The 21,787-nt window shown below is 63.4% G+C and carries 26 protein-coding genes and 1 pseudogene; 12 read left to right on the forward strand and 15 right to left on the reverse strand.

Features of this window, described 5'->3' with window-relative positions:
• Positions 1 to 136: 136 nt before the first annotated feature.
• Positions 137 to 304 carry a hypothetical protein gene (locus ACS5Q0_RS02890; RefSeq protein ID WP_473125094.1) on the reverse strand — a complete coding sequence of 56 codons (168 nt, stop codon included), beginning with the start codon at positions 302 to 304 and terminating at the stop codon, positions 137 to 139.
• A gap of 255 nt (positions 305 to 559) precedes the next feature.
• Here ACS5Q0_RS02890 and ACS5Q0_RS02895 point away from each other — a divergent pair, with 255 nt between their 5' ends.
• Positions 560 to 811 carry a NepR family anti-sigma factor gene (locus ACS5Q0_RS02895; RefSeq protein ID WP_473125095.1) on the forward strand — a complete coding sequence of 84 codons (252 nt, stop codon included), beginning with the start codon at positions 560 to 562 and terminating at the stop codon, positions 809 to 811.
• Positions 812 to 827: 16 nt separating this feature from the next.
• On the opposite strand, the gene ACS5Q0_RS02900 is transcribed toward ACS5Q0_RS02895, so the two are convergent.
• Positions 828 to 1,235 carry a hypothetical protein gene (locus tag ACS5Q0_RS02900; protein ID WP_473125096.1) on the reverse strand — a complete coding sequence of 136 codons (408 nt, stop codon included), beginning with the start codon at positions 1,233 to 1,235 and terminating at the stop codon, positions 828 to 830.
• 104 nt (positions 1,236 to 1,339) lie between these two features.
• Complete coding sequence (locus ACS5Q0_RS02905) at positions 1,340 to 1,738, reverse strand: response regulator (RefSeq protein ID WP_473125097.1); 399 nt, start codon at positions 1,736 to 1,738, stop codon at positions 1,340 to 1,342.
• Positions 1,739 to 2,075: 337 nt separating this feature from the next.
• Here ACS5Q0_RS02905 and ACS5Q0_RS02910 point away from each other — a divergent pair, with 337 nt between their 5' ends.
• Positions 2,076 to 2,345 (forward strand): hypothetical protein, encoded by a 270-nt coding sequence (locus ACS5Q0_RS02910; protein WP_473125098.1) that lies wholly within the window; start codon positions 2,076 to 2,078, stop codon positions 2,343 to 2,345.
• 112 nt (positions 2,346 to 2,457) lie between these two features.
• Positions 2,458 to 2,610: a hypothetical protein gene (locus ACS5Q0_RS02915; RefSeq protein ID WP_473125099.1), complete on the forward strand. Its 153-nt coding sequence runs from the start codon at positions 2,458 to 2,460 to the stop codon at positions 2,608 to 2,610.
• Positions 2,611 to 4,102: 1,492 nt separating this feature from the next.
• Here ACS5Q0_RS02915 and ACS5Q0_RS02920 read toward each other — a convergent pair.
• The 6 genes from ACS5Q0_RS02920 to ACS5Q0_RS02945 form a co-directional block, all read right to left on the reverse strand.
• A complete protein-coding gene (locus ACS5Q0_RS02920) occupies positions 4,103 to 4,492 on the reverse strand; it encodes a cupin domain-containing protein (protein ID WP_473125100.1) in 390 nt (129 codons plus the stop codon).
• A gap of 367 nt (positions 4,493 to 4,859) precedes the next feature.
• Positions 4,860 to 6,092 (reverse strand): porin, encoded by a 1,233-nt coding sequence (locus ACS5Q0_RS02925; RefSeq protein WP_473125101.1) that lies wholly within the window; start codon positions 6,090 to 6,092, stop codon positions 4,860 to 4,862.
• 461 nt (positions 6,093 to 6,553) lie between these two features.
• Positions 6,554 to 6,847 (reverse strand): hypothetical protein, encoded by a 294-nt coding sequence (locus ACS5Q0_RS02930; protein ID WP_473125102.1) that lies wholly within the window; start codon positions 6,845 to 6,847, stop codon positions 6,554 to 6,556.
• 104 nt (positions 6,848 to 6,951) lie between these two features.
• Positions 6,952 to 8,508 carry an AMP-binding protein gene (locus ACS5Q0_RS02935; protein ID WP_473125103.1) on the reverse strand — a complete coding sequence of 519 codons (1,557 nt, stop codon included), beginning with the start codon at positions 8,506 to 8,508 and terminating at the stop codon, positions 6,952 to 6,954.
• A 16-nt stretch (positions 8,509 to 8,524) separates the two neighbouring features.
• Positions 8,525 to 9,031 carry a xanthine phosphoribosyltransferase gene (gene gpt / locus ACS5Q0_RS02940; protein WP_473125104.1) on the reverse strand — a complete coding sequence of 169 codons (507 nt, stop codon included), beginning with the start codon at positions 9,029 to 9,031 and terminating at the stop codon, positions 8,525 to 8,527.
• A gap of 35 nt (positions 9,032 to 9,066) precedes the next feature.
• On the reverse strand, positions 9,067 to 9,819 hold the full coding sequence (locus ACS5Q0_RS02945) for a competence/damage-inducible protein A (RefSeq protein ID WP_473125105.1): 753 nt from the start codon (positions 9,817 to 9,819) through the stop codon (positions 9,067 to 9,069).
• Between the two features lie 114 nt (positions 9,820 to 9,933).
• Between ACS5Q0_RS02945 and sfsA the strand changes: the two genes are divergently transcribed.
• Positions 9,934 to 10,653: a DNA/RNA nuclease SfsA gene (gene sfsA, locus ACS5Q0_RS02950; protein ID WP_473125106.1), complete on the forward strand. Its 720-nt coding sequence runs from the start codon at positions 9,934 to 9,936 to the stop codon at positions 10,651 to 10,653.
• Between the two features lie 93 nt (positions 10,654 to 10,746).
• Here sfsA and ACS5Q0_RS02955 read toward each other — a convergent pair whose 3' ends face one another.
• Positions 10,747 to 11,571: an FkbM family methyltransferase gene (locus ACS5Q0_RS02955; protein ID WP_473125107.1), complete on the reverse strand. Its 825-nt coding sequence runs from the start codon at positions 11,569 to 11,571 to the stop codon at positions 10,747 to 10,749.
• 143 nt (positions 11,572 to 11,714) lie between these two features.
• Between ACS5Q0_RS02955 and map the strand changes: the two genes are divergently transcribed.
• A complete protein-coding gene (gene map, locus ACS5Q0_RS02960) occupies positions 11,715 to 12,536 on the forward strand; it encodes a type I methionyl aminopeptidase (protein WP_473125108.1) in 822 nt (273 codons plus the stop codon).
• 89 nt (positions 12,537 to 12,625) lie between these two features.
• Positions 12,626 to 13,312, forward strand: a complete 687-nt coding sequence (gene radC / locus ACS5Q0_RS02965) for a RadC family protein (protein WP_473125109.1) — start codon at positions 12,626 to 12,628, stop codon at positions 13,310 to 13,312.
• Positions 13,313 to 13,338: 26 nt separating this feature from the next.
• Here radC and ACS5Q0_RS02970 read toward each other — a convergent pair whose 3' ends face one another.
• The 4 genes from ACS5Q0_RS02970 to ACS5Q0_RS02985 form a co-directional block, all read right to left on the reverse strand.
• Positions 13,339 to 13,935, reverse strand: a complete 597-nt coding sequence (locus ACS5Q0_RS02970) for an exopolysaccharide biosynthesis protein (protein ID WP_473125110.1) — start codon at positions 13,933 to 13,935, stop codon at positions 13,339 to 13,341.
• Positions 13,936 to 14,041: 106 nt separating this feature from the next.
• The gene (locus tag ACS5Q0_RS02975; RefSeq protein ID WP_473125111.1) at positions 14,042 to 14,311 is read right to left on the reverse strand and encodes an usg protein; all 270 of its coding nucleotides are present in this window, start codon (positions 14,309 to 14,311) and stop codon (positions 14,042 to 14,044) included.
• Between the two features lie 140 nt (positions 14,312 to 14,451).
• Complete coding sequence (locus tag ACS5Q0_RS02980) at positions 14,452 to 14,985, reverse strand: GNAT family N-acetyltransferase (protein ID WP_473125112.1); 534 nt, start codon at positions 14,983 to 14,985, stop codon at positions 14,452 to 14,454.
• Positions 14,986 to 14,995: 10 nt separating this feature from the next.
• Positions 14,996 to 15,586, reverse strand: a complete 591-nt coding sequence (locus tag ACS5Q0_RS02985) for a helix-turn-helix domain-containing protein (protein WP_473125113.1) — start codon at positions 15,584 to 15,586, stop codon at positions 14,996 to 14,998.
• Positions 15,587 to 15,729: 143 nt separating this feature from the next.
• On the opposite strand from ACS5Q0_RS02985, the gene ACS5Q0_RS02990 reads away from it, so the two are divergent.
• Positions 15,730 to 16,578: a methionyl-tRNA formyltransferase gene (locus ACS5Q0_RS02990; RefSeq protein ID WP_473125114.1), complete on the forward strand. Its 849-nt coding sequence runs from the start codon at positions 15,730 to 15,732 to the stop codon at positions 16,576 to 16,578.
• Positions 16,579 to 16,587: 9 nt separating this feature from the next.
• Here ACS5Q0_RS02990 and ACS5Q0_RS02995 read toward each other — a convergent pair whose 3' ends face one another.
• On the reverse strand, positions 16,588 to 17,109 hold the full coding sequence (locus tag ACS5Q0_RS02995; RefSeq protein WP_473125115.1) for a flavin reductase family protein: 522 nt from the start codon (positions 17,107 to 17,109) through the stop codon (positions 16,588 to 16,590).
• A gap of 295 nt (positions 17,110 to 17,404) precedes the next feature.
• Here ACS5Q0_RS02995 and ACS5Q0_RS03000 point away from each other — a divergent pair, with 295 nt between their 5' ends.
• The 5 genes and pseudogenes from ACS5Q0_RS03000 to ACS5Q0_RS03020 all read left to right on the forward strand — a co-directional run bounded on the left by ACS5Q0_RS03000 (position 17,405) and on the right by ACS5Q0_RS03020 (position 21,721).
• Positions 17,405 to 18,325 carry a branched-chain amino acid ABC transporter permease gene (locus ACS5Q0_RS03000; RefSeq protein WP_473125116.1) on the forward strand — a complete coding sequence of 307 codons (921 nt, stop codon included), beginning with the start codon at positions 17,405 to 17,407 and terminating at the stop codon, positions 18,323 to 18,325.
• 12 nt (positions 18,326 to 18,337) lie between these two features.
• On the forward strand, positions 18,338 to 19,750 hold the full coding sequence (gene livM / locus ACS5Q0_RS03005; RefSeq protein ID WP_473125117.1) for a high-affinity branched-chain amino acid ABC transporter permease LivM: 1,413 nt from the start codon (positions 18,338 to 18,340) through the stop codon (positions 19,748 to 19,750).
• Positions 19,750 to 20,559 (forward strand): annotated as a pseudogene (locus tag ACS5Q0_RS03010) (ABC transporter ATP-binding protein); the annotation flags it as partial. The gene livM and the pseudogene ACS5Q0_RS03010, both read left to right, overlap by 1 nt.
• Before the next feature lie 32 nt (positions 20,560 to 20,591).
• On the forward strand, positions 20,592 to 21,359 hold the full coding sequence (locus ACS5Q0_RS03015; protein ID WP_473125118.1) for an ABC transporter ATP-binding protein: 768 nt from the start codon (positions 20,592 to 20,594) through the stop codon (positions 21,357 to 21,359).
• A complete protein-coding gene (locus ACS5Q0_RS03020) occupies positions 21,359 to 21,721 on the forward strand; it encodes a DUF6867 family protein (RefSeq protein WP_473125119.1) in 363 nt (120 codons plus the stop codon). The genes ACS5Q0_RS03015 and ACS5Q0_RS03020 overlap by 1 nt, the downstream gene beginning before the upstream one ends.
• Positions 21,722 to 21,787 lie beyond the last annotated feature (66 nt).

Genomic DNA, 21,787 nt, shown 5'->3' on the forward strand with positions numbered 1-21,787 from the left:
TGCGCCCGAACCGCTTGCAAGCCTCGAAAGGCTCCCTGTTGCAGCAGGCGCATTTCCGCTGCCCGTTATAGGGGCTCGCCCTATCTTGGGAAAGAGATGCAGGAAGAGGAAGGATGCAGAGAATGCTTCCGGCCGCTCAACGGCTGCTCCAGGCTTTCAGCGCAAGAAGGGATGTGAAGATCGGCCATCCGAAGGCGGCGATGATGAAGTGATTGAACCCGACCTGCTCGTCATCATCGATTGTAGTGCAGACGGCCAGAACGAGAATGACCCCGCACAAATAGACTCCAAAGACTTCACGCATGTCACATAGCCCCCACCTCTGTCGGCAAAGTCGAGCTTGTGAACGAGAGATCGTGTGAAACCAATGCGACCGGCAGTCGCCATGTGGCGCCGGCCAGGAGATGAATGTGGTGCGTCCGTTCTAGGAGCTTTGTCCCTCAAGGCAATTCGACTACCTCCGATTAGTCGAAAATTTAATTTTTCCAGAAGCTTAGCCGAAACCGAAAGCAACTTGCCCCGTTCTTAGGCTCAGGATGAAGCACTGAAGGAGGAAGGAATGCCGAAGCGGCTCCACCAAGCCGATGGGCCGCCTTTAGCCACGGAGAAGCATACGGCCTGGAGCATAGGCTCCAATGGGCTGACAGCGGCTGGCCAGAACGCATTGATGAAGCAGATCGGACATCGGCTCCAAGCCGATTACCAGGATATCTTGAAGGAGCCCGCTCCGGATTCCTTCAAGGATCTGATCGAGAAGCTGGAAGCTCGCGGCATTCCGTCGGACCGCCACGGGGGCGACGAGGATATGTGAGAGCCCTTCTTCTGCATCAACGGCGAGCGCTCCGTGTGCGCTGACCCGACCGTGCCGTCCGTTGCCTGCGGTGCGGGGACTCTTCCTGCGAGGCGGAGCGCGGAATCAGATTGTAGAGCACGAAGCCTGCGAGAAGTCCGGCGCCCAGCATGATGAGGGGATGAGACTGCGCGCTCTGCACGGCTCCGGAGGCAGCGCGCCCCATATTCATCGCGGACAGCGGCGACGAGCCATTGATGAGGCGTTTGGCGCGCCTGATGTTTTCAGGGCGGGTATGAATTTCGAGATCGTATCCGTCATCGTCGTCGTGACGGAGGAGTTCGATGCTGTTGCGTGCGAATCCGCTGGAAACAAGACGCTGGACAGCCTGGTTGGCCTCCTTGCGGGATGGGAAAGATCCAGTGGCGACTGTCGTATGCGGCATCGGTGTTTTCCTTTCTGCTGACGGAAATACCCGGCGAGCGCCAAGGTTCCCTGAAACGGCACACAGAAAGGACAACGAACCGGCATGCACGCCGCGGTTCGACGTCAATGATGGCGATAGCTCTGCGTCGCGGCCCTCTCGGCCTCCATCAGCACCTCAAGCGCGCGCCAGGGCTTCGGCATGAAACGCACATCCCTGGGCATGTCGCCGAGATCTTCCTCCGGAGAAAGGCCCGATGTCAGGACGGTACGAACCCATGGCCACTTGATGCGCACGGTCCGGGCCAGATCCACGCCCGACATGAGACAGGGCAGTCGAACATCCGCGAAAAGGAACGCCACCTCCTCCGCGTGGCGGCGAAGGAAATCCAGGGCCTCTTCGGCGCTGGCCGTCTCCACGACCCGCAGATCGGTCTCCTCCAGGAGAGCGGCCGCCAGTCCTCTGACTTCGAAGTCGTCCTCAACGATCAACGCGATGCGGCGTGCCTCAACATTCTGTCCCATGCGGCGTCTCCATCTACCCGCCTTGTTCTTCGGCAACCGCAGCAGCTCGGCTGCTTGTCGGCACACATTGCCGGCGATCCGGGCGCCTGCCGGCTGGAGGACCGCACCATGCAATCGTCTGGCTACAGTTGGTCGCCACTTCTCGACCCTACGCATCTCCGGCGGAAGCAGCACACAAGCCCCCCAGGCGGGGCCGTGGATCGGCTCCCCGCGCTGAAGGCCGCTGTTCACAGAACGGTGAGCAGAGCGAACCGTTTCAGCTTGGCTGTTGAGAAAAGTGCTCCGCCTGCGTTTTTTATGCCTGGAGGAACCCGGTCGACCCATGTAGTTTTAGCTCATGGACCTGCTTCGCATACGGGATTCAATGGTGTTTAAGGAGACCCAGCTCCATCAGGAATTCCTGGACTTAGAGCGTGCCATGCGCCTCCTGGACATGCAGCTGGCCGATGCCCTTCGGCGAATCCGTCATGGCTCGTCCGAAGATCTCGTCGAGAAAGCCAAGCAGGACGAACAGTTTCTCTTAAGGGAACTTGATCGCCTGATGACTAGAATGCGCGCGATCGAGGGCCAGCTCCTGCAGATCCAGAAGGCTGCGACACGTCATTAATGGCTTAAGATAAGGAAAACCGTGCTGCGAGGTGCGGAACCGCACCTCCCGTTTGCACGAGCGGGTTCAAGGTGCGAACGCTCTCCCTGAGAGCTGTTTGAGGAGATGAGCAATGGTCACCCAGCGCTCTCGACTTTCGCCCCGTCCCACCCTCGTGCAAGACGACGACCGGCGGCCTCGACTGCGGGTTCCGGTCATTCCCGCTCTCGTCGGAGCGCTTGCGCTCGTGAACATCGCCTCCACCATTCTGGTCCTTATCGACTGAGGAGGAACGGCCTCGATCAAGGCCACGGCGCGAGTAAGAAGGCTGCAGGGCAACCCAGGGCTGCCCTTCCAGCACATCGGCAGCGCTTAGCGCAGCCCCAGGAAAGACAGGATCGCAAGGACGACCACGATGGCGCCGATCAGCCAAATGATGTTGTTCATGATGATGTTCTCCTGACGAAGTATTGACGCTATGCCAACCGCTACGGTGGGCGTTCGTTCCCTCGTCTTGCACGTGGTCGCTCGAGCGCGGCATCCCTTTCGGCCCGATGCTCCGCTGCCTTGTGCAGCCGTGAAAGCTCCCGTCAGTGAAAGCGCTCCCGCTTGACGGCCCGCTGCTGCCAGACGGTGAGGACGAGGCTTCGACTGCCTTCCCCGTCATCCGCACATGTCGTGAGGATCCACGTCGCCCCGCCTCTCATGGCCTTCTCTCATGGCCGGCATGGTCCGGCCATCCCCATCCTGAAAGCGATACGCTGAGAAGATCGAAGGCCCGGCATAAGGTCGAGCATGAAGGCGGCGGCATGGTCGCTGATTAGAAGGCAGCAAGGCAGCACGATGCGCGGGACCAGGCACCGCCTTTTGACGGACACGGCTCTTCCCGTTTCTGGAGCAGCCATCCGTGTTACGGAAGTGGCGATTGCGATCCGCAAAGATCGTTGCGCTCACAGGAAAGCGACAAACGGACTTTGAATCGCAGGCCCCCGTCTCACGTCCGATGTTTTAGTCGCAGACGGTCTCTTCCGAAGAGGAGAGCCGCCCGAACGCATCGGTGTGCCGCCTCATAACGGTTCGGCAGTTTTCGGCCCCGATCCCTTGCTGCGTATCCCCATAGACACGGCTCTCATAGACCCGGCCGGATTGATATCCTGGGCCGAATTGATAGGACCCGTAAGAGACGTCGGCCGAGGTCGAGCAGCCTGCGAGGGCCATGCTCATCGCACCTCCGAGGACCGCCCCGATGAAGCGGCAGTCTGAACGCCGGTTCCTCCGCCAATGCATCAATTTCCTCCCGGTTGTCGCAGGACGCGGATCGTCGCCCGCGCCGATCGAGACACATATAGGGGGCATGCCCAAGCTGACGACACGCCAGCGTCGCACTTCCCTACGCTGAGGTCTCTCTAGCGCATTGGACGTGAAAAGTGGATCTGCACTTTCGGGACCCATCCGATGCTCTACTCCTTGGAAGAGCGCATCATGCAGACCCGTCGGGCCGCTCAAACAACGTGCCGGGGCCTAACCGAACCAAGGTGTCGCCACGAGGCTTCGACTTCGTGGTTCATTGCCCTGCACGGCAACGCGGAGGCCGCGATGGTGGAGCTGTTCTGGCTCCCCGACGCGCCGTGATCGGTCATCGAGCCTTCATGCCGTAGAACCGGCCCGGTTCGGAGGCGAGGACGAGCGGGGTATCATCTGCGGCCCGCCCGCGTTTTGACACGGCCCCGGTCGAAAGCGGGCTCTCCGCAGCCGCGCAGACAGCGTGCCCGGACTGGCTATGCGGGCGGCAAATCAAGGCCGTTCGGGAGCGAGATCCAGATGACGGTTTGCGCCTCTGGGGAATGGCGTGACAGGTGGCCCTTGCCGTGTGTGTCCTCCACCAACACGAAGCTACCCGCCTGAACGTGGCGCACCTCCCCGTCGCTCGTCTCGTATTCAACCGAACCATCCAGCCTGACCGTCAGCACCGGCTCCGGGACCGTATGCCAAGCAACCTCGCGCATGCCCGCCGGAATGCGGGTGATGCGGACGCGGGACGCCGGATAGCTGCCCGTCACTTCGAATGGCACGGCATCGGGGTGGACCTGCCTCTTCGTCGTCGGCAGTTCGACCTCATCGAAATGCGACTCACCATCTGGGGTGGCATAGATGCGCAGGCACTTCATTGCGACTGTCTCCTTCCGGTTCGGCAGCCCGAAACGGAGCATGCCTACCATGAAGAGAGCTGGGAACACACGGGTCTGGCGCGAGAGCACGGAGTAGGTCGCAAGTGGAACCTCGCCGTTCGAGCGGTCGAGCCCTCTGCCTCGGGCATCTGACGCAAAACCGGCGCCCATTTTTGCGTGGAAAGCTGCACATCAATCAGCAGCTTAAAGCGCTGGACATGCGGGCGATGTCTCGTCCGATGTTTTAGAGCGGGAGTGGAGCACCGGACGCGCGAATGGGTCTCGGCTTTTTACGTCCGAGGCTCCAGAAAAACGAAAACCCCGATGCTTCCACCGGGGTTTTCGCTAAACGGACGGCGTGAGCCGATTAGAAGTCGCGCTGCACGCGCAGACGGCCTTCCCACGATTCGGTCGTACGCTCGCCGGGAGCACGCGGGTTGACGTTGGCGTAGAGAACTTCGACGCCGAGGTCGAGGCCCGCGACCGGCGACCAGATCACGTTCGTGCCTGCGCGCCACTCGTTGAAGTCGCTGCCAGGGATGCCGGCGCCCAATTCGACGTGAGCATACGACCCGAACAGGTTCTGGCGGATTTCAGGGGTCCAGTAGTGACGCAGACCGCCGGCGACCGACCATGCACGGGTCTTGTCGATATCGCCATCCACGGCGTAGCCGGCATCCGCGACGCCCTCGCCCTCGCCATAGCCGACATAGGCGGGAGCGCCGTCAGCATAGGTCGCGGCGATCCACAATGCATCGCCCGGAGCGAGCGGCAGGTTCACAGTTGCCTGACCGGTCACGGCGAAGCCGTACTCGGTGTCGGGCAGAACAGTGGTACCGGGAACGCCACCAACCGTCGCGAGGATCGGCATGCCGCGGAGCTGGTGAAGAGCGCCGGCCACGGTGGCCGAACCCCAGGTGCCGGTATAGGTCAGGTTTGCCACGACGTCAGGCGTGCGCTGACCGGCGACGAGGTCAGCGCCTTCACCGACGATGGTGCCGGCGAGAGGGCCCCGATCCGTGAAGCGGCCTTCTTCGAGCGACAGGGTGGCCGAGAGGCCGTTGCCGAACGAGAAGGTGTAGGCCAGCAGGTTGACGTTCGGCTGATCCGACCAGCGGAGAGTGCCGAAGGACTGAGAATCGATGTCGCCGTTGTCGAAGAAGGTCTGGGCGCGACCGGCGGTCAGGCCACCGAACTGCACGAAGGCCTGGTCGACGTCGGGCGACGTGGAGACGGTGCCAGGCACACTGTTGTAAACGCCCGTGTTGCGGGTGATCTCGAAGCGGACGAAGGTGCGCAGCAGGCCGTAGGCCGTCGCCGTGCGGGCGTCGAGCTGGATACGGCCGCGGGCGCGGAAGCCGATCGCGTCATCCGCGCGGTCCTCAGGCTCGACGTAGCGGTATTCGGCGCGGACGCGACCGCCGACGCGGAGGCAGGTTTCCGTGCCGGGGATGTAGAAGAAGCCTGCGCCATAGGTGGAGCAGACGCGAACGTACTCCACAGGCGCGGCCTTCGCGACAGGAAGGTCAGCAGCCTGAGCCCCTGCAACCGCGGCGAGACCCGCAACCGATCCGAGGAGAAGGCTCTTAACGAGCTTCATTGTATAGCTCCGATATTCAAAACGTCTGAGTCCGGGACCCATATGCAATCGTGACAATACTCACCTCCCGCCCTCATGCAACATTCCATCACGCGGGTCTTGCCTACGAAATGAACCTAATGCACAGTAAATAGGCAATTTTCCGGGCCTCTCGCAGCTTTCTTGCTGGGTGTGTCATATTCTCAACATGCCCAATCGCGCCTCGGACCACGGCTAGCTCAGGATGTCCACACTCGGAAGCGGCTGCCCGGCCCATCGCGGGCGCGGAACCCCATACGCAAGCTCCCGAGTGAGCCCGGTTTCGCCCAAAATCATGCTCGACCTCGGAAGCCTGAAGCATGGGACATGGATCCGTTTTCCTTTCCGAAACGGTCGAACACTTTTCGACGAAATGCCCCAGTTCGCCGTCAAAAAGCGCGGCGAACCCGAGAAGAGAAATGATTTCAGACACATGGACAGCTCTAGTCGTCGAACCAGTCGAGCTGGGTCTCGCAACGATACCCGATCGGGCATTGCGGAGTATCCCGCGTCGGCACCAATGCGAGTTCCAGCCCCTCGTTGAACTCACAGAAACTTCGGTCGGCGACGAAGCGATCATAGGTATGAGGGCCGGTGCTCAGAACGGCGGCGCCTCTTGAGCGGATGATCTGCTGAGCCTGGCCACATGTGAGACCGAGGGTCGAAAGGCGCTGCTGGGCCTGGACGCCCGAGGCCACGACGATGAAAGCCAGCAAGGCGAACGCGAACCGTTTCATGACGCTATCCATCGATACGACGCTGCCCCCTGGGCAGCCTTGGTGCGGGACAACGCGAAAGCGGCGGCTTTGTTACGCCTCCTGGGAGATCGGTCCTAGGCCCCTCAGAGCATGGCCTGGAGGCGGCGGGCCATCTCCACCGTGGCAGGGTAGTCGGTCTTGCCGGACCCCAGCACGGGAATGGCGGAGACGAGGATGGCCTTCGGGACCCAGAGCTCGGGGAAACCCTGCGCTCGGGCATAGGCCAGCAGCGCGTCGCGATCGGCCTCGGGCTTGTCGGTCACGAGGACGAGCTGCTCGCCCTTACGGGGATCCGGCAGGGACACGACCACGTGGTTGAAGTCGGGCCAAAGGGCCTGGATCATCGTTTCGATGGCCGCGAAGGACACCATCTCGCCGCCGATCTTGGCGAAGCGCTTCGCGCGGCCGCGGATGGTGACGATGCCGTTGTCGACGGTGACGATGTCGCCCGTATCGTGCCAGCCGTCGGGAGGCGGAACGAGATGTCCGGGAGCGGCGGGATCGAGATATCCCCGCATTACGTTCGGGCCCCGCACATGCAGGCGCCCTCCCTCGTGAATGCCCTCGACGGGGTCGAGACGCCATTCGACTCCGGGCAGGAGCGGTCCGACGCTCCCGGGACGGTTGCGATCCGGAAGGCTGACGCTGATCACCGGCGAGCACTCGGTCGCGCCATATCCTTCGAGAATGACGGCGCCGTGCTTGGCCCAGAGCGCTCGGGTCTCGTCCTTGACCCGCTCGGCCCCGGCGATCACGTAGCGCACGCTGGCCAAGTCGTTGTCGCCGGCGGCGCGGGCATAGCCCTGGAGAAAGGTGTCCGTTCCCAGCATGAAGGTTGCGCGCGTGCCGGCAACGAGCTTCGGGATCTGGCGGTAGTGAAGAGGGCTCGGATAGAGCACGGTCTTCATCCCGTTGAGAACCGCCGTCAGGAGCCCCGCCGTCAGGCCGAAGGAATGGAAGATCGGCAACGGGTCGAAGAACACGTCGTCCGGCGTCAGGATATCGCCCGCCAGCGCTTTGACCTGGTAGGCATTGGCGACCAGATTGGCGTTTGACAGTACCACTCCTTTGGGCACGCCCTCGGTACCCGACGTGAACAGCACGACGGCCGGATCGTCCGGGGCGACCTGCGCCCGGGCGTGAACCCTGCGGGCCCTCCAGGAATCCCAAACACCCCGCAGCTTGTCGAGGCTGGTCAGCGTGCCGCGCACATCCTCGAGCCAGAGGATTTGTCTTCCCTCGCCCAGTTCCGCGACGATCTCGTCGAGCTTGCCCTGCTCCACGAAGCGGCGTGACGTGACGATGGTCCTGATCCCGGCGACCTCGCACGCCGCCCTCAGGTTCTTGAGCCCCGAGGTGAAGTTCAGAAAGGCCGGAACGCGCCCGAAGGCGTTCAGGCCGAACAGCGTCACCACGATGGCCTGGACGTTCGGCAGCAGAACGCCGACGGTCTCACGGGCTTCGGTCAGGCCCGCGAGCTTGCGCCCGAGCACCAGGGATCCGAGAACGAGCCGCCCGAACGTGACGGGCTGCCGCTCCAGATCCTCCAGGGCGACCTTGTTCCGCCCGAACCGGTCGCGGGCGTCGAGCAGTGCTTCGAACAGGCTTTTGCGCGTCCGCGCGATATCGAATTCCGCCACGGGCGCTCTCTTTCGCTCAGCCTGCCGAGCCTTCGCGGATCGGCGCCTGGTAGGCGAGGCCCATGTCCCACGGGAAATAGATCCAGGTGTCCTGGCTGACCTCCGTCACGAAGGTGTCGATCAGCGGGCGCCCGGCCGGCTTGGCGTACACGGCCGCGAAATGGGCATTCGGCAGCATGTCGCGGACGATCTTGGCGGTCTTGCCGGTATCGGTGAGGTCGTCGATCACGAGCACGCCCTGCCCCTTGCCGTCGCCGATCGCCTTTACGGAAGGCGCGATGTCCTTCAGCACCTGCAACTCGCCCTGGTTCTTGTAGTCGTGATAGCTGGCGATGCAGACGCTCTCGATCAGGCGCACATCGAGTTCACGCGCCACGATGGCGGCGGGCACCAGGCCGCCGCGGGTGATGCAGACGATCGCCTCGAACGGGCCTGCCGAGGCCAGACGCCACGCGAGCGCGCGGCAATCGCGGTGGAACTGGTCCCAGGAGACGGGGAAGGCTTTCGGAGAGGTGGGGGACATCGGTTTGCTCGTGTGGCTGTCGTGATGAGGACGGGTTACAGGGGGGCCCGGTCGCCTTTCAGGCGGCCGAGCAGATCGCGGATAGCGGCGGCGGCGCTGCCGACGGCGGCGGGGTCCTTGCCCCGCACGACGATCTGGTTGCGAAAGCCGCTCGCGGAGAACGAGGGATAGGAGCCGATGGAGAGACCCGGATGCGCGGCAGCGATCTGAGTTAGACCTTCGGCATAGATGCCTTCGGCGAGGCCCTCGGCCTCGATGGTTTCAATGACCATGCGCGCGCCGGTCCGGAGCGTCGGCGCGATATTGTCGAGCATGGCCTGCATGATCGCGGGCACGCCTGCCATGACGAAGACATTGCCGATCCGGAAACCCGGAGCCTTGGAAATGGGGTTCTCGATGAGATCGGCCCCCTCCGGAATGCGGGCCATGCGCATCCGCGCCTCGTTCAGCTCCTCTGGCGTATAGCGCTCCCGCAGCATCCCGACGGCGCGCGGATCATGGCCGATGCCGACGCCGAAGGCCTTGGCCAAGGAATCGGCGGTGATGTCGTCATGGGTCGGGCCGATACCGCCCGTGGTGAAGAGATACGTGTAGCGGCTGCGCAGGGCGTTGACCGCGGAGACGATCTCCTCCTCGACGTCCGGCACGATGCGGACCTCGCGCAGGTCGATGCCGATGCCGGTCAGGTACTCGGCAATATAGCCTGTGTTCTTATCCTTGGTGCGGCCCGTGAGGATCTCATCGCCGATGATGAGAAGGGCGGCTGTGACGGAGACGGCCATGCGCATCGATCCCTTTTGAGGGCCTTTACCTTCAGAAACGGCAATTCTCAAGCAAGGGTTCAGTTGAAGACGACGCTTCTCCCCTGCTACGGGGGTCTGCATCAGCAACGATGGATTTCAATGCGTTTTCAGGAAACCCTGCTCGAAGGACGTCTCATCGAGCGCTACAAGCGATTTCTGGCCGATGTGGAACTCGATTCCGGTGAGGTCGTGACGGCCCATTGCGCCAATCCCGGCGCGATGATGGGCCTCAAGGAGCCCGGCAGCCGAGTGCTCCTCTCCCGGGCCTCCAACCCGGCCCGCAAGCTCAAGTACAACTGGGAATTCGTGGAGGTCGCCGCCGGCGGCGGCCCCCTGCAGCTCATCGGCATCAACACCTCCCGCCCCAACCTGCTCGTGGCGGAGGCCCTGCGCGAGGGGCGCCTTGCGCCGTTCGCGCATTACGATCGGGTCCGGCCGGAGGTGAAGTACGGCCGGAACAGCCGGGTGGATTTCCTCCTGGAGAAGGACGGGCAGCCGCCCTGCTATCTCGAGGTCAAGAACTGCCACCTGATGCGGGAGGCCGGCTTCGCGGAGTTCCCGGATTGCGTGGCGGCCCGCAGCGCCAAGCATCTCTACGAACTCGCGGACATGGCCGCCAGCGGAGCCAGGGCCGCCCTCGTCTATGTCATTCAAATGAACGCCGAGCGTTTCGATGTGGCCCGCGACATCGACCCGGCCTACGACAAGGCGTTCCGCCATGCCCTTGCGTCAGGCGTCGAATCCTATGCCTATGTCTGCAGGATCACGCCGCAGGAGGTCACCATCGACCGGCCGGTGGAGATCGTCACGCCGCGGTAGGGCTCCGTTGGAACAATAAGGGCGCACAGTCATACCCTCGTCATGACCGTCCCCGGACCTGAGCCGGGAATGATGCTGAGAGTTGGGAAAGTCCTACGCCCGCTCGAAAACCAGGTTCATGCGCGTCCGGAGGATCTTGCGATACCCCTTTTCCTTCAGCAGCTTCGGCACATCCACCTGCCAGCGGTCCGGAACGTCGGGGATGATGAGGAGCGCGGGATAGAGCGAGGCCGGGGCGTCGCGGAAGAACGGATCGAGGATCAGGTCCTCGGCCCCCTCCACGTCGAGCTTGACCGCGTCGAGATGAGCGAAACCCTCCTGACTTGCGAGATCGAGCAGGGTCACGGCGGGCACCCGGATCGTCTCGGTCTGGCTCGAATTCACGATCTTGAGGCTCGCCTCGCCTTTGTTGAGGGGGTCGAGGAAGAGCGTGAGCTCGCCGGTCTTGTCGGCGATGGCGCAGGCTACCGCCTTGATCGTCCCGAAGGGGTTCAGGCGGATATTGTGGATGAGCCGGTCGAAAATCTCGGGCTGCGGCTCCACGGCCAGGATCCGGGAGGAGGCGTCCACCTTCCGGGCCACGAGGAGCGAATACCAACCCACGTTCGAGCCGACGTCCACGAAGGTGAACCCCGGCCTGTTGCGGGCGGCGATGAGCTTGATTTCTTCGAGGTCGAAATATTGCGGAGTAAAGAGAATCCGCCGCTCGCAGACGTTCTTGTAGGGAACGACCCGCATGCGCACCCCGAAGGTCTCCAGATCGAGGGGCTGATCCTTGAGCGACCTCATGACCACCCGGCGCAGCATCATGGCGATGCGCCTCGCCACCCAGCCGCCCGGCAGACCGCGCGTGCGGTCGATCACCCAACGGGTGAGGCCTGAAGGCGCAAATGTCCCGAAGGGACGGGGGTCATTCATTACGGAAGTATCCAAAGCCCAAACCGGATGAACAGGGTTGCTCATGACACCCCTGAGGCTTATTCGCAAGCCATCGAACCAGGATCCTTGCTTGCGCCGGGCAAGATGATCCTTACATTCGGGCTTGAAAGCAAGGATCCAGAATGACCGAGACCGACATTGTCGAGCGCAAGCGCTCAGGCGATATCCCGCTTCATGGCCCCGAGGATTTCGAGGGAATGCGGCGCGCCGGGCGAATGGTGGCCGAGTGCCTGGACATGCTCACGGAGCATGTGAAGTCCGGCGTGACCACCGAATACCTCGACCGGCTCGCTTTCGAGTTCATCCGCGACAACGGCGCCTATCCGGCCTGCCTGCACTACCGCGGCTATACCAAGACGATCTGCACCTCGATCAACCACGTCGTCTGCCACGGCATCCCCAACGACAAGCCCCTGCGGGACGGCGACATCATGAATGTCGACGTGACCCTGATCCTGGACGGATGGCACGGCGATTCGAGCCGCATGTACTATGTGGGCGAAGTGCCCCGCCGAGCACAGCGCCTTTGCGAGATCACCTACGAATGCCTCCTGCGCGGGATCGCGGTCGTGAAGCCGGGCGCCACCACCAACGACATCGGGGCCGCCATCCAGGCCTATGCGGAGGCCGAGCGCTGCTCCGTCGTGCGCGATTTCTGCGGCCACGGCATCGGCAAGACCTTCCACGCCTCCCCGACGATCCTCCATTATGTGGAGCCGGCCTACAACGTGGTGCTGGAACCGGGCATGTTCTTCACCATCGAGCCCATGATCAACTTGGGCAGACCGCAGGTGAAAGTGCTCGCTGACGGCTGGACCGCCGTGACCCGCGACCGTTCCCTGTCGGCCCAGTTCGAGCACATGGTCGGCGTGACGGAAACCGGGGTGGAGGTCTTCACCTACTCGCCCAAGGGGCTGGACAAGCCACCGTACAATCTTGGCTGAGCATGAAGCCATAAAGCAACTTTGTATCTTATCGCCGCTGAGCTAAAGCTTCTTCGTTCCTTTGTCAGAGAGCGAAGATTCCTGCCAGCATGAGCGGCGACGACACTCCCCATTATCACGGCCATCGCGACCGCCTGCGCGCCCGTTTCATGGAGATCGGCGGCGATGCGCTGCCGGATTACGAGCTCCTGGAGTTGGTGCTCTTCCGCTCCATTCCCCGCCGCGACGTGAAGCCGCTGGCGAAGGACCTCCTCCGGCGCTTCGGCACCTTCGCCGAGGTTCTGACGGCCTCCCCCGGGCGTCTCCTGGAGGTCGAGGGAATCAGCGAGAAGGTCGTGGCCGACCTGAAGATCGTCGAGGCCTCGGCCCGCCGCCTGGCCAGGGGCGAAGTGGCGAAGCGGCCGGTTCTGTCATCCTGGGCATCGGTGCTCGATTACTGCCGCACGGCCATGGCCTTCATGGACAAGGAGCAGTTCCGCCTGCTCTTCCTCGACAAGCGCAATGCGCTGATCGCCGACGAGGTGCAGCAATCGGGAACCGTGGACCATACCCCGGTCTATCCCCGAGAGGTGGTGAAGCGGGCCCTCGAGCTCTCCGCCTCCGCCCTGATTTTGGTGCACAATCACCCCTCGGGCGATCCCACCCCCTCCTCCGCCGACATCAAGATGACCCGGGAGATCATCGACGTGGCGAAGCCTCTGGGCATCACGGTTCATGACCACATCATCGTCAGCCGCGAGGGCCACGCCAGCCTGAAGGGGCTGCGCCTCATCTGAGATCCGGGAGCCTGAACGGCCTTTATTCAGAGGAACGTGTCGAGCCCGGTAAAGATGGCGTAGACGAAGCCGAGGCTGAGCACCATGCCGATGGAGCCGACGATCAGCCCGCCGATGATGACCAGGCCGTCCCGCTCCACGAGGCCCAGGCCGACGAGGCAGACGGCCAAGCCGAGCGGGATCTGCCCCACGAAGGGAGGGGCGAAGAGGAGCCCCAGGGCCATGATCAGGATGATCGCGCCCATGACGCGCATGGCGAGCGGCGTGTCGAGGAAGGTCATGCGCGGCCGCGAGAAACGCTCCAGCTTCCGGAAGGCCGGCATGGCCCGGGCCACGGCCCGTTCCACGTCCGCGCTGGCCAGAGAGCGGTTCAAGAGCGCCCCAGGGAGCCAGGGCGCGTCGCGGCCGAAAAGGATCTGGATGGCGACCAGGGCCAGCAGCAGGCCGCAGACCAGCGGGATCGGCGGCGGCATGGGCAGACAGTTCGGCAGACCGAGCAGAACGATGAGGAGAGCGAAGGCGCGGTCCTGCAGGACGGCCATGATGTCGCGTACGGTCAGGCGATCGCCCGGCTGGGAGGCAAGGGCAAGCAGGATTTGCGATGTTCGAGCGTTAGAAAACAAGGAGTCCTGGCCAGTTCGAGGCGACGAGCCTCTCTATCCCATCGGACTCAAAAGTGAAATGCACTTTTGGGTACCATCCTATGCGCTTTCTCAAGGATGGGACGCGCTAATGAAGGTTGATCTCCCCCGAAACGGCCCTGAACTCGGCCGGGCGGATCAACTGCGCGTGCGTGATCGTGACCGAGTGCAGCGGCCCGGCCAGCTCCCGTTTCCAGAATTCCAGAAAATCGATGAGGACCGGGAAGCGCGGGGCCAGGTCGTAGTCCTGCCAAATATAGGTCTGAAGCAGCGTCGGATGGTCCGGCATCCGGTAGAGTATCTGAGCCGTCGTCAGCCCGTAGCCTTCCATTTGCCGGATGAAATCCTTGGATGCCATGCGAACTCCCTCTCTCATCTCGAGATCCAGAGGCAGGCATCCACCCGATCAGAGGGCGCTCTCCTGCCCTATGCTCAAGGCTAAATCTTGATCATTGCTCCGGGTTCCCGCAAGAGCCCGGAAGGCTCGATCCACCGCGCTCAAGCGGGCGTGATCTGCTTGTGGAAGTAGGTCGTGTCGCAGAGGCCTCCCTGCGGCCACAGGGCATAATTCGGGATGACGCCCACGCGTTGCCAGCCCAGGCGGGCGTAAAGGCGCTCCCCGTCGCTTCCGGTGACGGTATCCAGGACGAGCACCGACTTGCCCGCCAGGCGGGCAGCGTCCTCGGCGGCCTGCATGAGAGCCGCGCCGACGCCGCGCCTCCGGGCCCTGCGATGCACCAGCATCTTGGCGATGTCGGCCCGGTGAGGTTGGTTTTCCGGCTGATCGAGGATCACCTGGACGGTTCCCACGATCGCTCCGCCCGCCTCGGCCACGAGCAGGATGCGCTCGCCGAAGGCGACGCCATCGGCGACCCTTCTCCAGAAGGACTCCGCCTTGTCCCGCGTCATCGGCAGCATGAAGCTGACGGACGCGCCTCCCTCGACGCAGTCGATCAGAACCTCGGACAGGGCTTCGACCTGTCCGGCGGCTTCGCCCGGCGACAGGGTGCGGATCGTGACGGTGTCGCACAAAGGAACCTCCTCATCGGGTCGAGGACTTGGCGTCGGTGGTCAGCGCCACCAGGTAGCGGGCCGGTTCACCGGACGGATTGCGGAAGACCGTCGGCCGCTCGATGTCCATGCACAGGCAGTCACCGGCGAACAGCCGATGGATCTCGTCGCCGAGGCCCAGCTCGATCTCGCCCTCGACGATCCAGATCTGCTGGCTGACGCCCACGCTGCGGCGACCGGTGTCGTACGCCACGCGTGCGCCGGCCGGCAGGACCACCTCGACGAGTTCCAGAGGAGATGGGAAGCCCGGAGGAGACAGGTTGCGCCGCAGATACCCGCTGTCCGGATCGCGCCAGACGCGCTGGTCGGCTCGGCGGGCCAGGGGCGACGCGACCTCGCTCTCCTTCTCGGCGAACAGGGAAGCGAGCGTGACGCCCAGCCCTGCTGCAAGCTTGTCCAGAACCACCGCCGTCGGGCTGCTCTCCTCACGCTCGATGAGAGAGATCATGGAGCGGCTGACGCCCGTGCGCTCGGCCAAGGCATCGAGCGTCAAACCCCGCTCGATCCGCAATTCGCGGAGCCGGGCGGCGAGATGCGCGTTGATGTTGGAGGTCCCTTCCATGAAGATAGAATGCATTTCCAATATACTAGAGTCAACGGCCCAGCTCCATCGTTCCGGACTGAAACCCGGTTGACGACGATGCTCTGCAGGGGCACAGGAACGTGCCTTCGTTGAGCGCCCAGCCGGAGAGGAGTTCACCCGGAATGCGCTTCGCCTTCGCCGGTATCGATTTTCTCGGGGACGTCTTCGAAACCTTCATCGGCCAGGGTTGGCAGCCCGTGAAGCTGTTCAGTCGCCCCTGCGACAGCATCTACGATTTCAACGAGACCACCGTCGCCCGCGCCCGATCCCTGCGCATCCCGGTTCAGATGTCGCGGATCGTCCCGGCCGACCTCGCGGGGCTGAAGGCTTCGGGCTGCGAGGCTCTCGTCGTGGCGGGCTATCCGTGGCTCGTGAAGGGGTGGGAGCAGCATCTGCCCTATGCGTTGAACTTCCATCCCTCGCCGCTTCCCGACGGGCGCGGCCCCTACCCTCTCTTCAAGGCGATTCTCGACGGGCTTCCGGAATGGGGCGTCACGGCCCATGCTCTCGCGCCTGCTTTCGATACGGGCCCCATTCTGGCTCAGAAGCATTTCAACCTGAGTCCGCAGGAAACCCACGACACTCTGCTCGCCAAGTGCCAGATCGCCGCGAAGGAGATCGCCGCGCAGTTGGCCGAGGATCTTCCCCGGCTTTGGCGCGAGGCACGCCCGCAGGGCCCGGGCACCTACTGGCCGCGGATCACCCAGTCCGAACGAACGATCGACTGGGCGGGAAGCGTCGAGGACGTGCTGCGCACCATCCGGGCCTTCGGCTCCATCGAGGCCTTCGGCCGCGTCGATTCCCGTTACGTGTACGTTTGGGAAGCCTCGGGCTGGCGGGAGGCGCACCGCTACAGGCCGGGAACCCTGGTCCACAAGCACCGCAAACACATGGTTGTGGCGGCGAGCGACGGTCTCGTGCAGATCACAGGCTGGAGTCCTTTCGCGCCGGGACCGGCGCGAGGATCGTGAGCGCGCCGCTCACAACTCGTGATAGAGCCGCCCCTTATAGACGAGCGCAGGATTCGTCTCGCCGAGCCGGATGCTCACAATCTCGCCGATGATGACGTGGTGCGTGGCGACCACCCGCGCATCGCTCAGGCGGCAATCGAAGGAGACGAGGCTGGTCGCAAGGACAGGCGCGCCGGTGACGAGCTTGTCCCACTCGCCCGCCGAGAATCGGGCCGGTCCGTGCAGCTCCGTGCGGCCGGCGAAGACGTCCGCCAGATCCTGATCCGACGCGGCCAGGACGTTCACGCAGAACGCCCTGTTGGCGAGCAGCGCCTGCGCCGAGCGGGCGGCCGTGTTCACGCAGACCAGAAGCGAGGCCGGACTGTCGGTGACGGGCGTGACGGCGGTCGCGGTGAAACCGGCGAGGCCCGAGGGCCCGTCGGTGGTGACCACGTGGACGGCTGCGACAACACGGCTCATGCCCTCACGGAAGAGGACGGGATCGAGGCCATGTGCACCGGTTTCGGCGAGTGGGACAGGAGTCTTCAACATTTTATTCCAAGAAGCCTCTCCCACTCTTTCGAGCAGAGCACAAGGCCGTTGCGATGCATATGGGACTCAAGGAAAGGCTTTGAAAGCCGGCGTTCGTGCCTGCCCTTTATCGGGTCGGACTCTGCTACATATTCCATCAAAGTTGTAGATCCGAGACATAACAGTCCGTTGTCGAATGAAACAGCGTTTGCTACAGACGCGCTTAAGCAAACGTCCGGCTTGGCCTCGCACCCTCATCGTGCTTTGCTGAGCCGTTCCCAAGCAAGACCCGCTTCCAGAGGGCTAAGGGTAGGACATGGAAATTTTTGTGCAGCAGCTCATCAACGGGCTGACGCTGGGGTCGATCTACGGCCTCATCGCCATCGGCTATACGATGGTCTTCGGTATCATCGGCATGGTGAACTTCGCCCACGGCGACGTCTTCATGCTTTCCGCATTCATCGCGCTCATCTTCTTCTTGATCCTGACGACATGGCTCGGGATCTCGTCGGTCGTGCTGGCGCTCTTCATCGTGCTCATCATCGCGATGGTGCTCACCTCCCTGTGGGGCTGGGCGATCGAGCGGGTCGCCTATCGGCCCCTTCGCGGCTCGTTCCGCCTGGCGCCGCTGATCTCGGCCATCGGCGTCTCGATCTTCCTCTCCAACTTCGTTCAGGTCGCCCAGGGCGCGCGCAACAAGCCGACGCCTCCCATGATCCGCGACGTGATCGTCCTGTTCCAGGGGGAGAGCGGGTACAACGTGGCCATCTCCTACAAGCAGATCATCATCATGGTGATGACCGCCGTCCTGCTCTCGATCTTCTGGTACGTGGTCCAGAAGACGTCGCTCGGCCGCGCCCAGCGCGCCTGCGAGCAGGACCGCAAGATGGCCGCCCTCCTCGGCATCAACGTGGACCGCACGATCTCGCTCACCTTCGTGATCGGTGCGTCGCTCGCGGCCGTCGCTGGCACCATGTATCTGCTGTATTATGGCGTCGTGAGTTTCGCCGACGGCTTCGTGCCGGGCGTCAAGGCCTTTACCGCAGCGGTTCTCGGCGGCATCGGCTCCTTGCCGGGCGCGGTTCTCGGCGGGCTGATCATCGGTCTCATCGAGACTTTCTGGTCGGCGTACTTTTCGATCGAGTACAAGGACGTGGCCGCCTTCTCGATCCTGGCCATCGTCTTGATCTTCATGCCCTCCGGTATTCTCGGACGGCCTGAGGTCGAGAAGGTTTAAGGAGCAGCGAGCATGAACGCTCCTTCCATCACCACGACGTCCCAGACGGAAACCGTCACGAAAACATTCGACCTGACGGCCGCTCTCAAGGACGCCTCCAAAACGGCCCTGATCACCTTCGGCCTGTCCATTCCGATCCTGTCCTTCAAGACGGAGCAGAGCGGAGCCGATCTGTTCATCGCCTCCCGCTGGGGCCTCGCCCTGATCGTCACCGCCCTCGTGTTCGGCATGCGCCTTCTGGTTCATGCCTTCACCGCGACGCGCGCCTACCGGCAGGCGATTCCCAGCCCCAGACAGGCGACGGAACTCGTGCACGCCCAGCCGAGCGCGTTCCAGCACGTCTCGAAATTCGCGATTCCCTTCTTCCTGGGCGTGGCGATCGCCTTCCCGGTCCTGATCTATCTCATTCAGGGCGGGCTGAACGAATCCCGCTACTGGATCGATCTCGGAATCCTGATCCTCACCTACGTGATGCTCGGCTGGGGCCTGAACATCGTGGTGGGCCTCGCGGGCCTTCTCGACTTAGGGTACGTCGCCTTCTATGCGGTCGGCGCTTATTCCTATGCCCTCCTGTCGACGACCTTCGGGCTGTCGTTCTGGATCTGCCTGCCGCTCGCGGGAATCCTCGCCGCCTTCTGGGGCATGATCCTGGGCTTCCCGGTGCTGCGCCTGCGCGGCGATTATCTCGCCATCGTGACGCTGGCCTTCGGTGAGATCATCCGCCTCGTTCTCATCAACTGGGTGGACCTGACCAACGGCGCCGCCGGCATTTCCTCGATCCCGCGCGCGACCTTCTTCGGCATCCCGTTCAGTGCGGGTGAAGGCGGCTTCGCGGCGACCTTCGGGCTCGAATTCAACGGCATGCACAGGATCATTTTCTTCTATTACCTGATCCTGGCGCTCGCGCTGCTGACGAACTTCGTCACCATGCGCCTGCGCAAGCTGCCCGTGGGTCGCGCCTGGGAAGCCTTGCGCGAGGATGAGATCGCCTGCCGCTCGCTCGGCATCAACACCACCAACACCAAGCTGACGGCGTTCGCCATCGGCGCGATGTTCGGCGGCTTCGCGGGCTCGTTCTTCGCGGTCCGCCAGGGCTTCGTCTCCCCGGAGAGCTTCAACTTCCTGGAATCGGCGATCATCCTGGCCATCGTGGTCATGGGCGGCATGGGCTCCCAGATCGGCGTCGCCATCGCGGCCATCGTGCTCGTCGGCGGCCCCGAGGTCCTGCGCAACCTGACCTTCCTCAAGGCCGTGTTCGGCGAGGGCTTCGATCCGAACGAGTACCGCCTGCTGATCTTCGGCGCCGGCATGGTGGCGATGATGGTCTGGCGTCCGCGCGGCCTGATCTCGGAACGTGAACCCTCGGTGATCTTGAAAGAGCGCAAGGCCATTTCGGGCTCGCTCGTGAAGGAAGGACACGGCTAATGCGCTGGCTGAAGGATCCCATCCTCGACGTACAGCATCTCACGATGCGCTTCGGCGGCCTCGTCGCCGTCAACGACCTCTCCTTCCAGGCCGGGCGCGGCGACATCACCGCGCTCATCGGTCCGAACGGTGCGGGCAAGACGACCGTCTTCAACTGCATCACCGGCTTCTACAAGCCGACGGAAGGCATGCTCGCGCTGCGCAAGCCCGACGGCTCCCACCTGCTGCTGGAGAGGCTCCCCGGCTTCGACATCAACTGGAAGGCCAAGGTGGCGCGCACCTTCCAGAACATCCGCCTGTTCTCCGGCATGACCGTGCTCGAGAACCTGCTGGTGGCGCAGCACAACCCGCTGATGATCGCCTCCGGCTTCACGTTCCTCGGCGTTCTCGGAATCGGCGGCTACCGCAAGGCCGAGAGGGAAGCCATCGAGAAGGCGAAGTTCTGGCTTGAGAAGACCCGTCTCACGCACCGGGCCGACGATCCGGCCGGCGACCTGCCCTACGGCGACCAGCGCCGCCTGGAGATCGCCCGCGCCATGTGCACGGATCCGCTCCTGCTCTGCCTCGACGAGCCGGCGGCGGGCCTCAATCCGCGCGAGTCGCTGGAGCTGAACGAGCTCCTGCTCTCGATCCGCAAGGATCAGGGCACCTCCATCATCCTGATCGAACACGACATGTCCGTCGTCATGGAGATCTCGGATCACGTGGTGGTGCTCGATTACGGCACCAAAATCTCCGATGGCCCGGCCATCGAGGTGCGGAACGATCCCAGGGTCATCGCCGCCTATCTCGGCGTGGCCGATGAGGAAGAGGTGCAGCAAGTCGTAGCGGAGATCGGCGCATGACCGCTGGAGCAAGCATTCAACAGACCGCGCTCAATGCGGGCCGTCAGCCGCTCCTGAGCGTGCGGGGCGTCAAGACCTATTACGGCAACATCATCGCCCTCAAGGGCGTGGACATGGACGTCCACGAAGGCGAGATCGTCACGCTGATCGGCGCCAACGGCGCCGGCAAGTCGACGCTGATGATGACGATCTTCGGCAACCCGCGGGCGCGGGAAGGCACGATCACCTATGCGGGCCGCGACATCACCAAGATGCCGACCCACGAGATCGCCCAGCTGTCCATCGCCCAATCCCCAGAAGGGCGGCGCATCTTCCCGCGCATGACCGTCTTCGAGAACCTGCAGATGGGAGCCTCGATCAACGGCTTCGCCCATTTCAACCAGGATCTCGAACGGGTCTGCACCCTGTTCCCGCGCCTGAAGGAGCGCCTGCAGCAGCGCGGCGGCACCCTCTCGGGCGGCGAGCAGCAGATGCTGGCCATCGCCCGCGCACTCATGAGCCGCCCCAAGCTCCTCCTCCTGGACGAGCCGTCGCTGGGCCTCGCGCCCCTGATCGTGAAGCAGATCTTCACGATCATCAAGGAACTCAACGAGAAGGACGGCATGACCGTGTTCCTCGTGGAGCAGAACGCCTACCACGCCCTCAAGCTTGCTCACCGCGGCTACGTGATGGTGACGGGCAACATCACCATGAGCGGCACCGGCAAGGAACTGCTGGAGGATCCGCAGGTCCGGGCGGCCTATCTCGAAGGAGGGCATCACTGATGCAGGGCATTCTCTACGAAGAGCCTTCGATCTGGCTCTTTCTTCTCATCACCGTGATCATGGGCGGCTGGGCGGCCTGGATGACCGGGCGGGCTATCGCCCTGACCTGGCGTCCGTTCTGGATGCTCATCCTGTACCTGTTCATCCTCGGGGCGGCGGTGCGCTTCATCCACTTCGCCCTGTTCGGCGGGACGCTGCTGTCGGTCCACTATTACGCTGTGGATACGATCGTCATGCTGATCATCGGCTCGCTCGGCTTCCAGTATCGCCGCGCCCGGATGATGACCACCCAGTACCGCTGGCTCTATGAGCGGAGCGGCCCGTTCTCCTGGCGGGAAAAGGCAGCTGCGACGAAGGGTTAACGTTGCGTACGGACAGATGGGACCGGCTTCCCGCATGTCCGGCGCACTTATGAAGAAAGCGGAGCA

The organism is Microvirga sp. HS2, assembly GCF_055792805.1.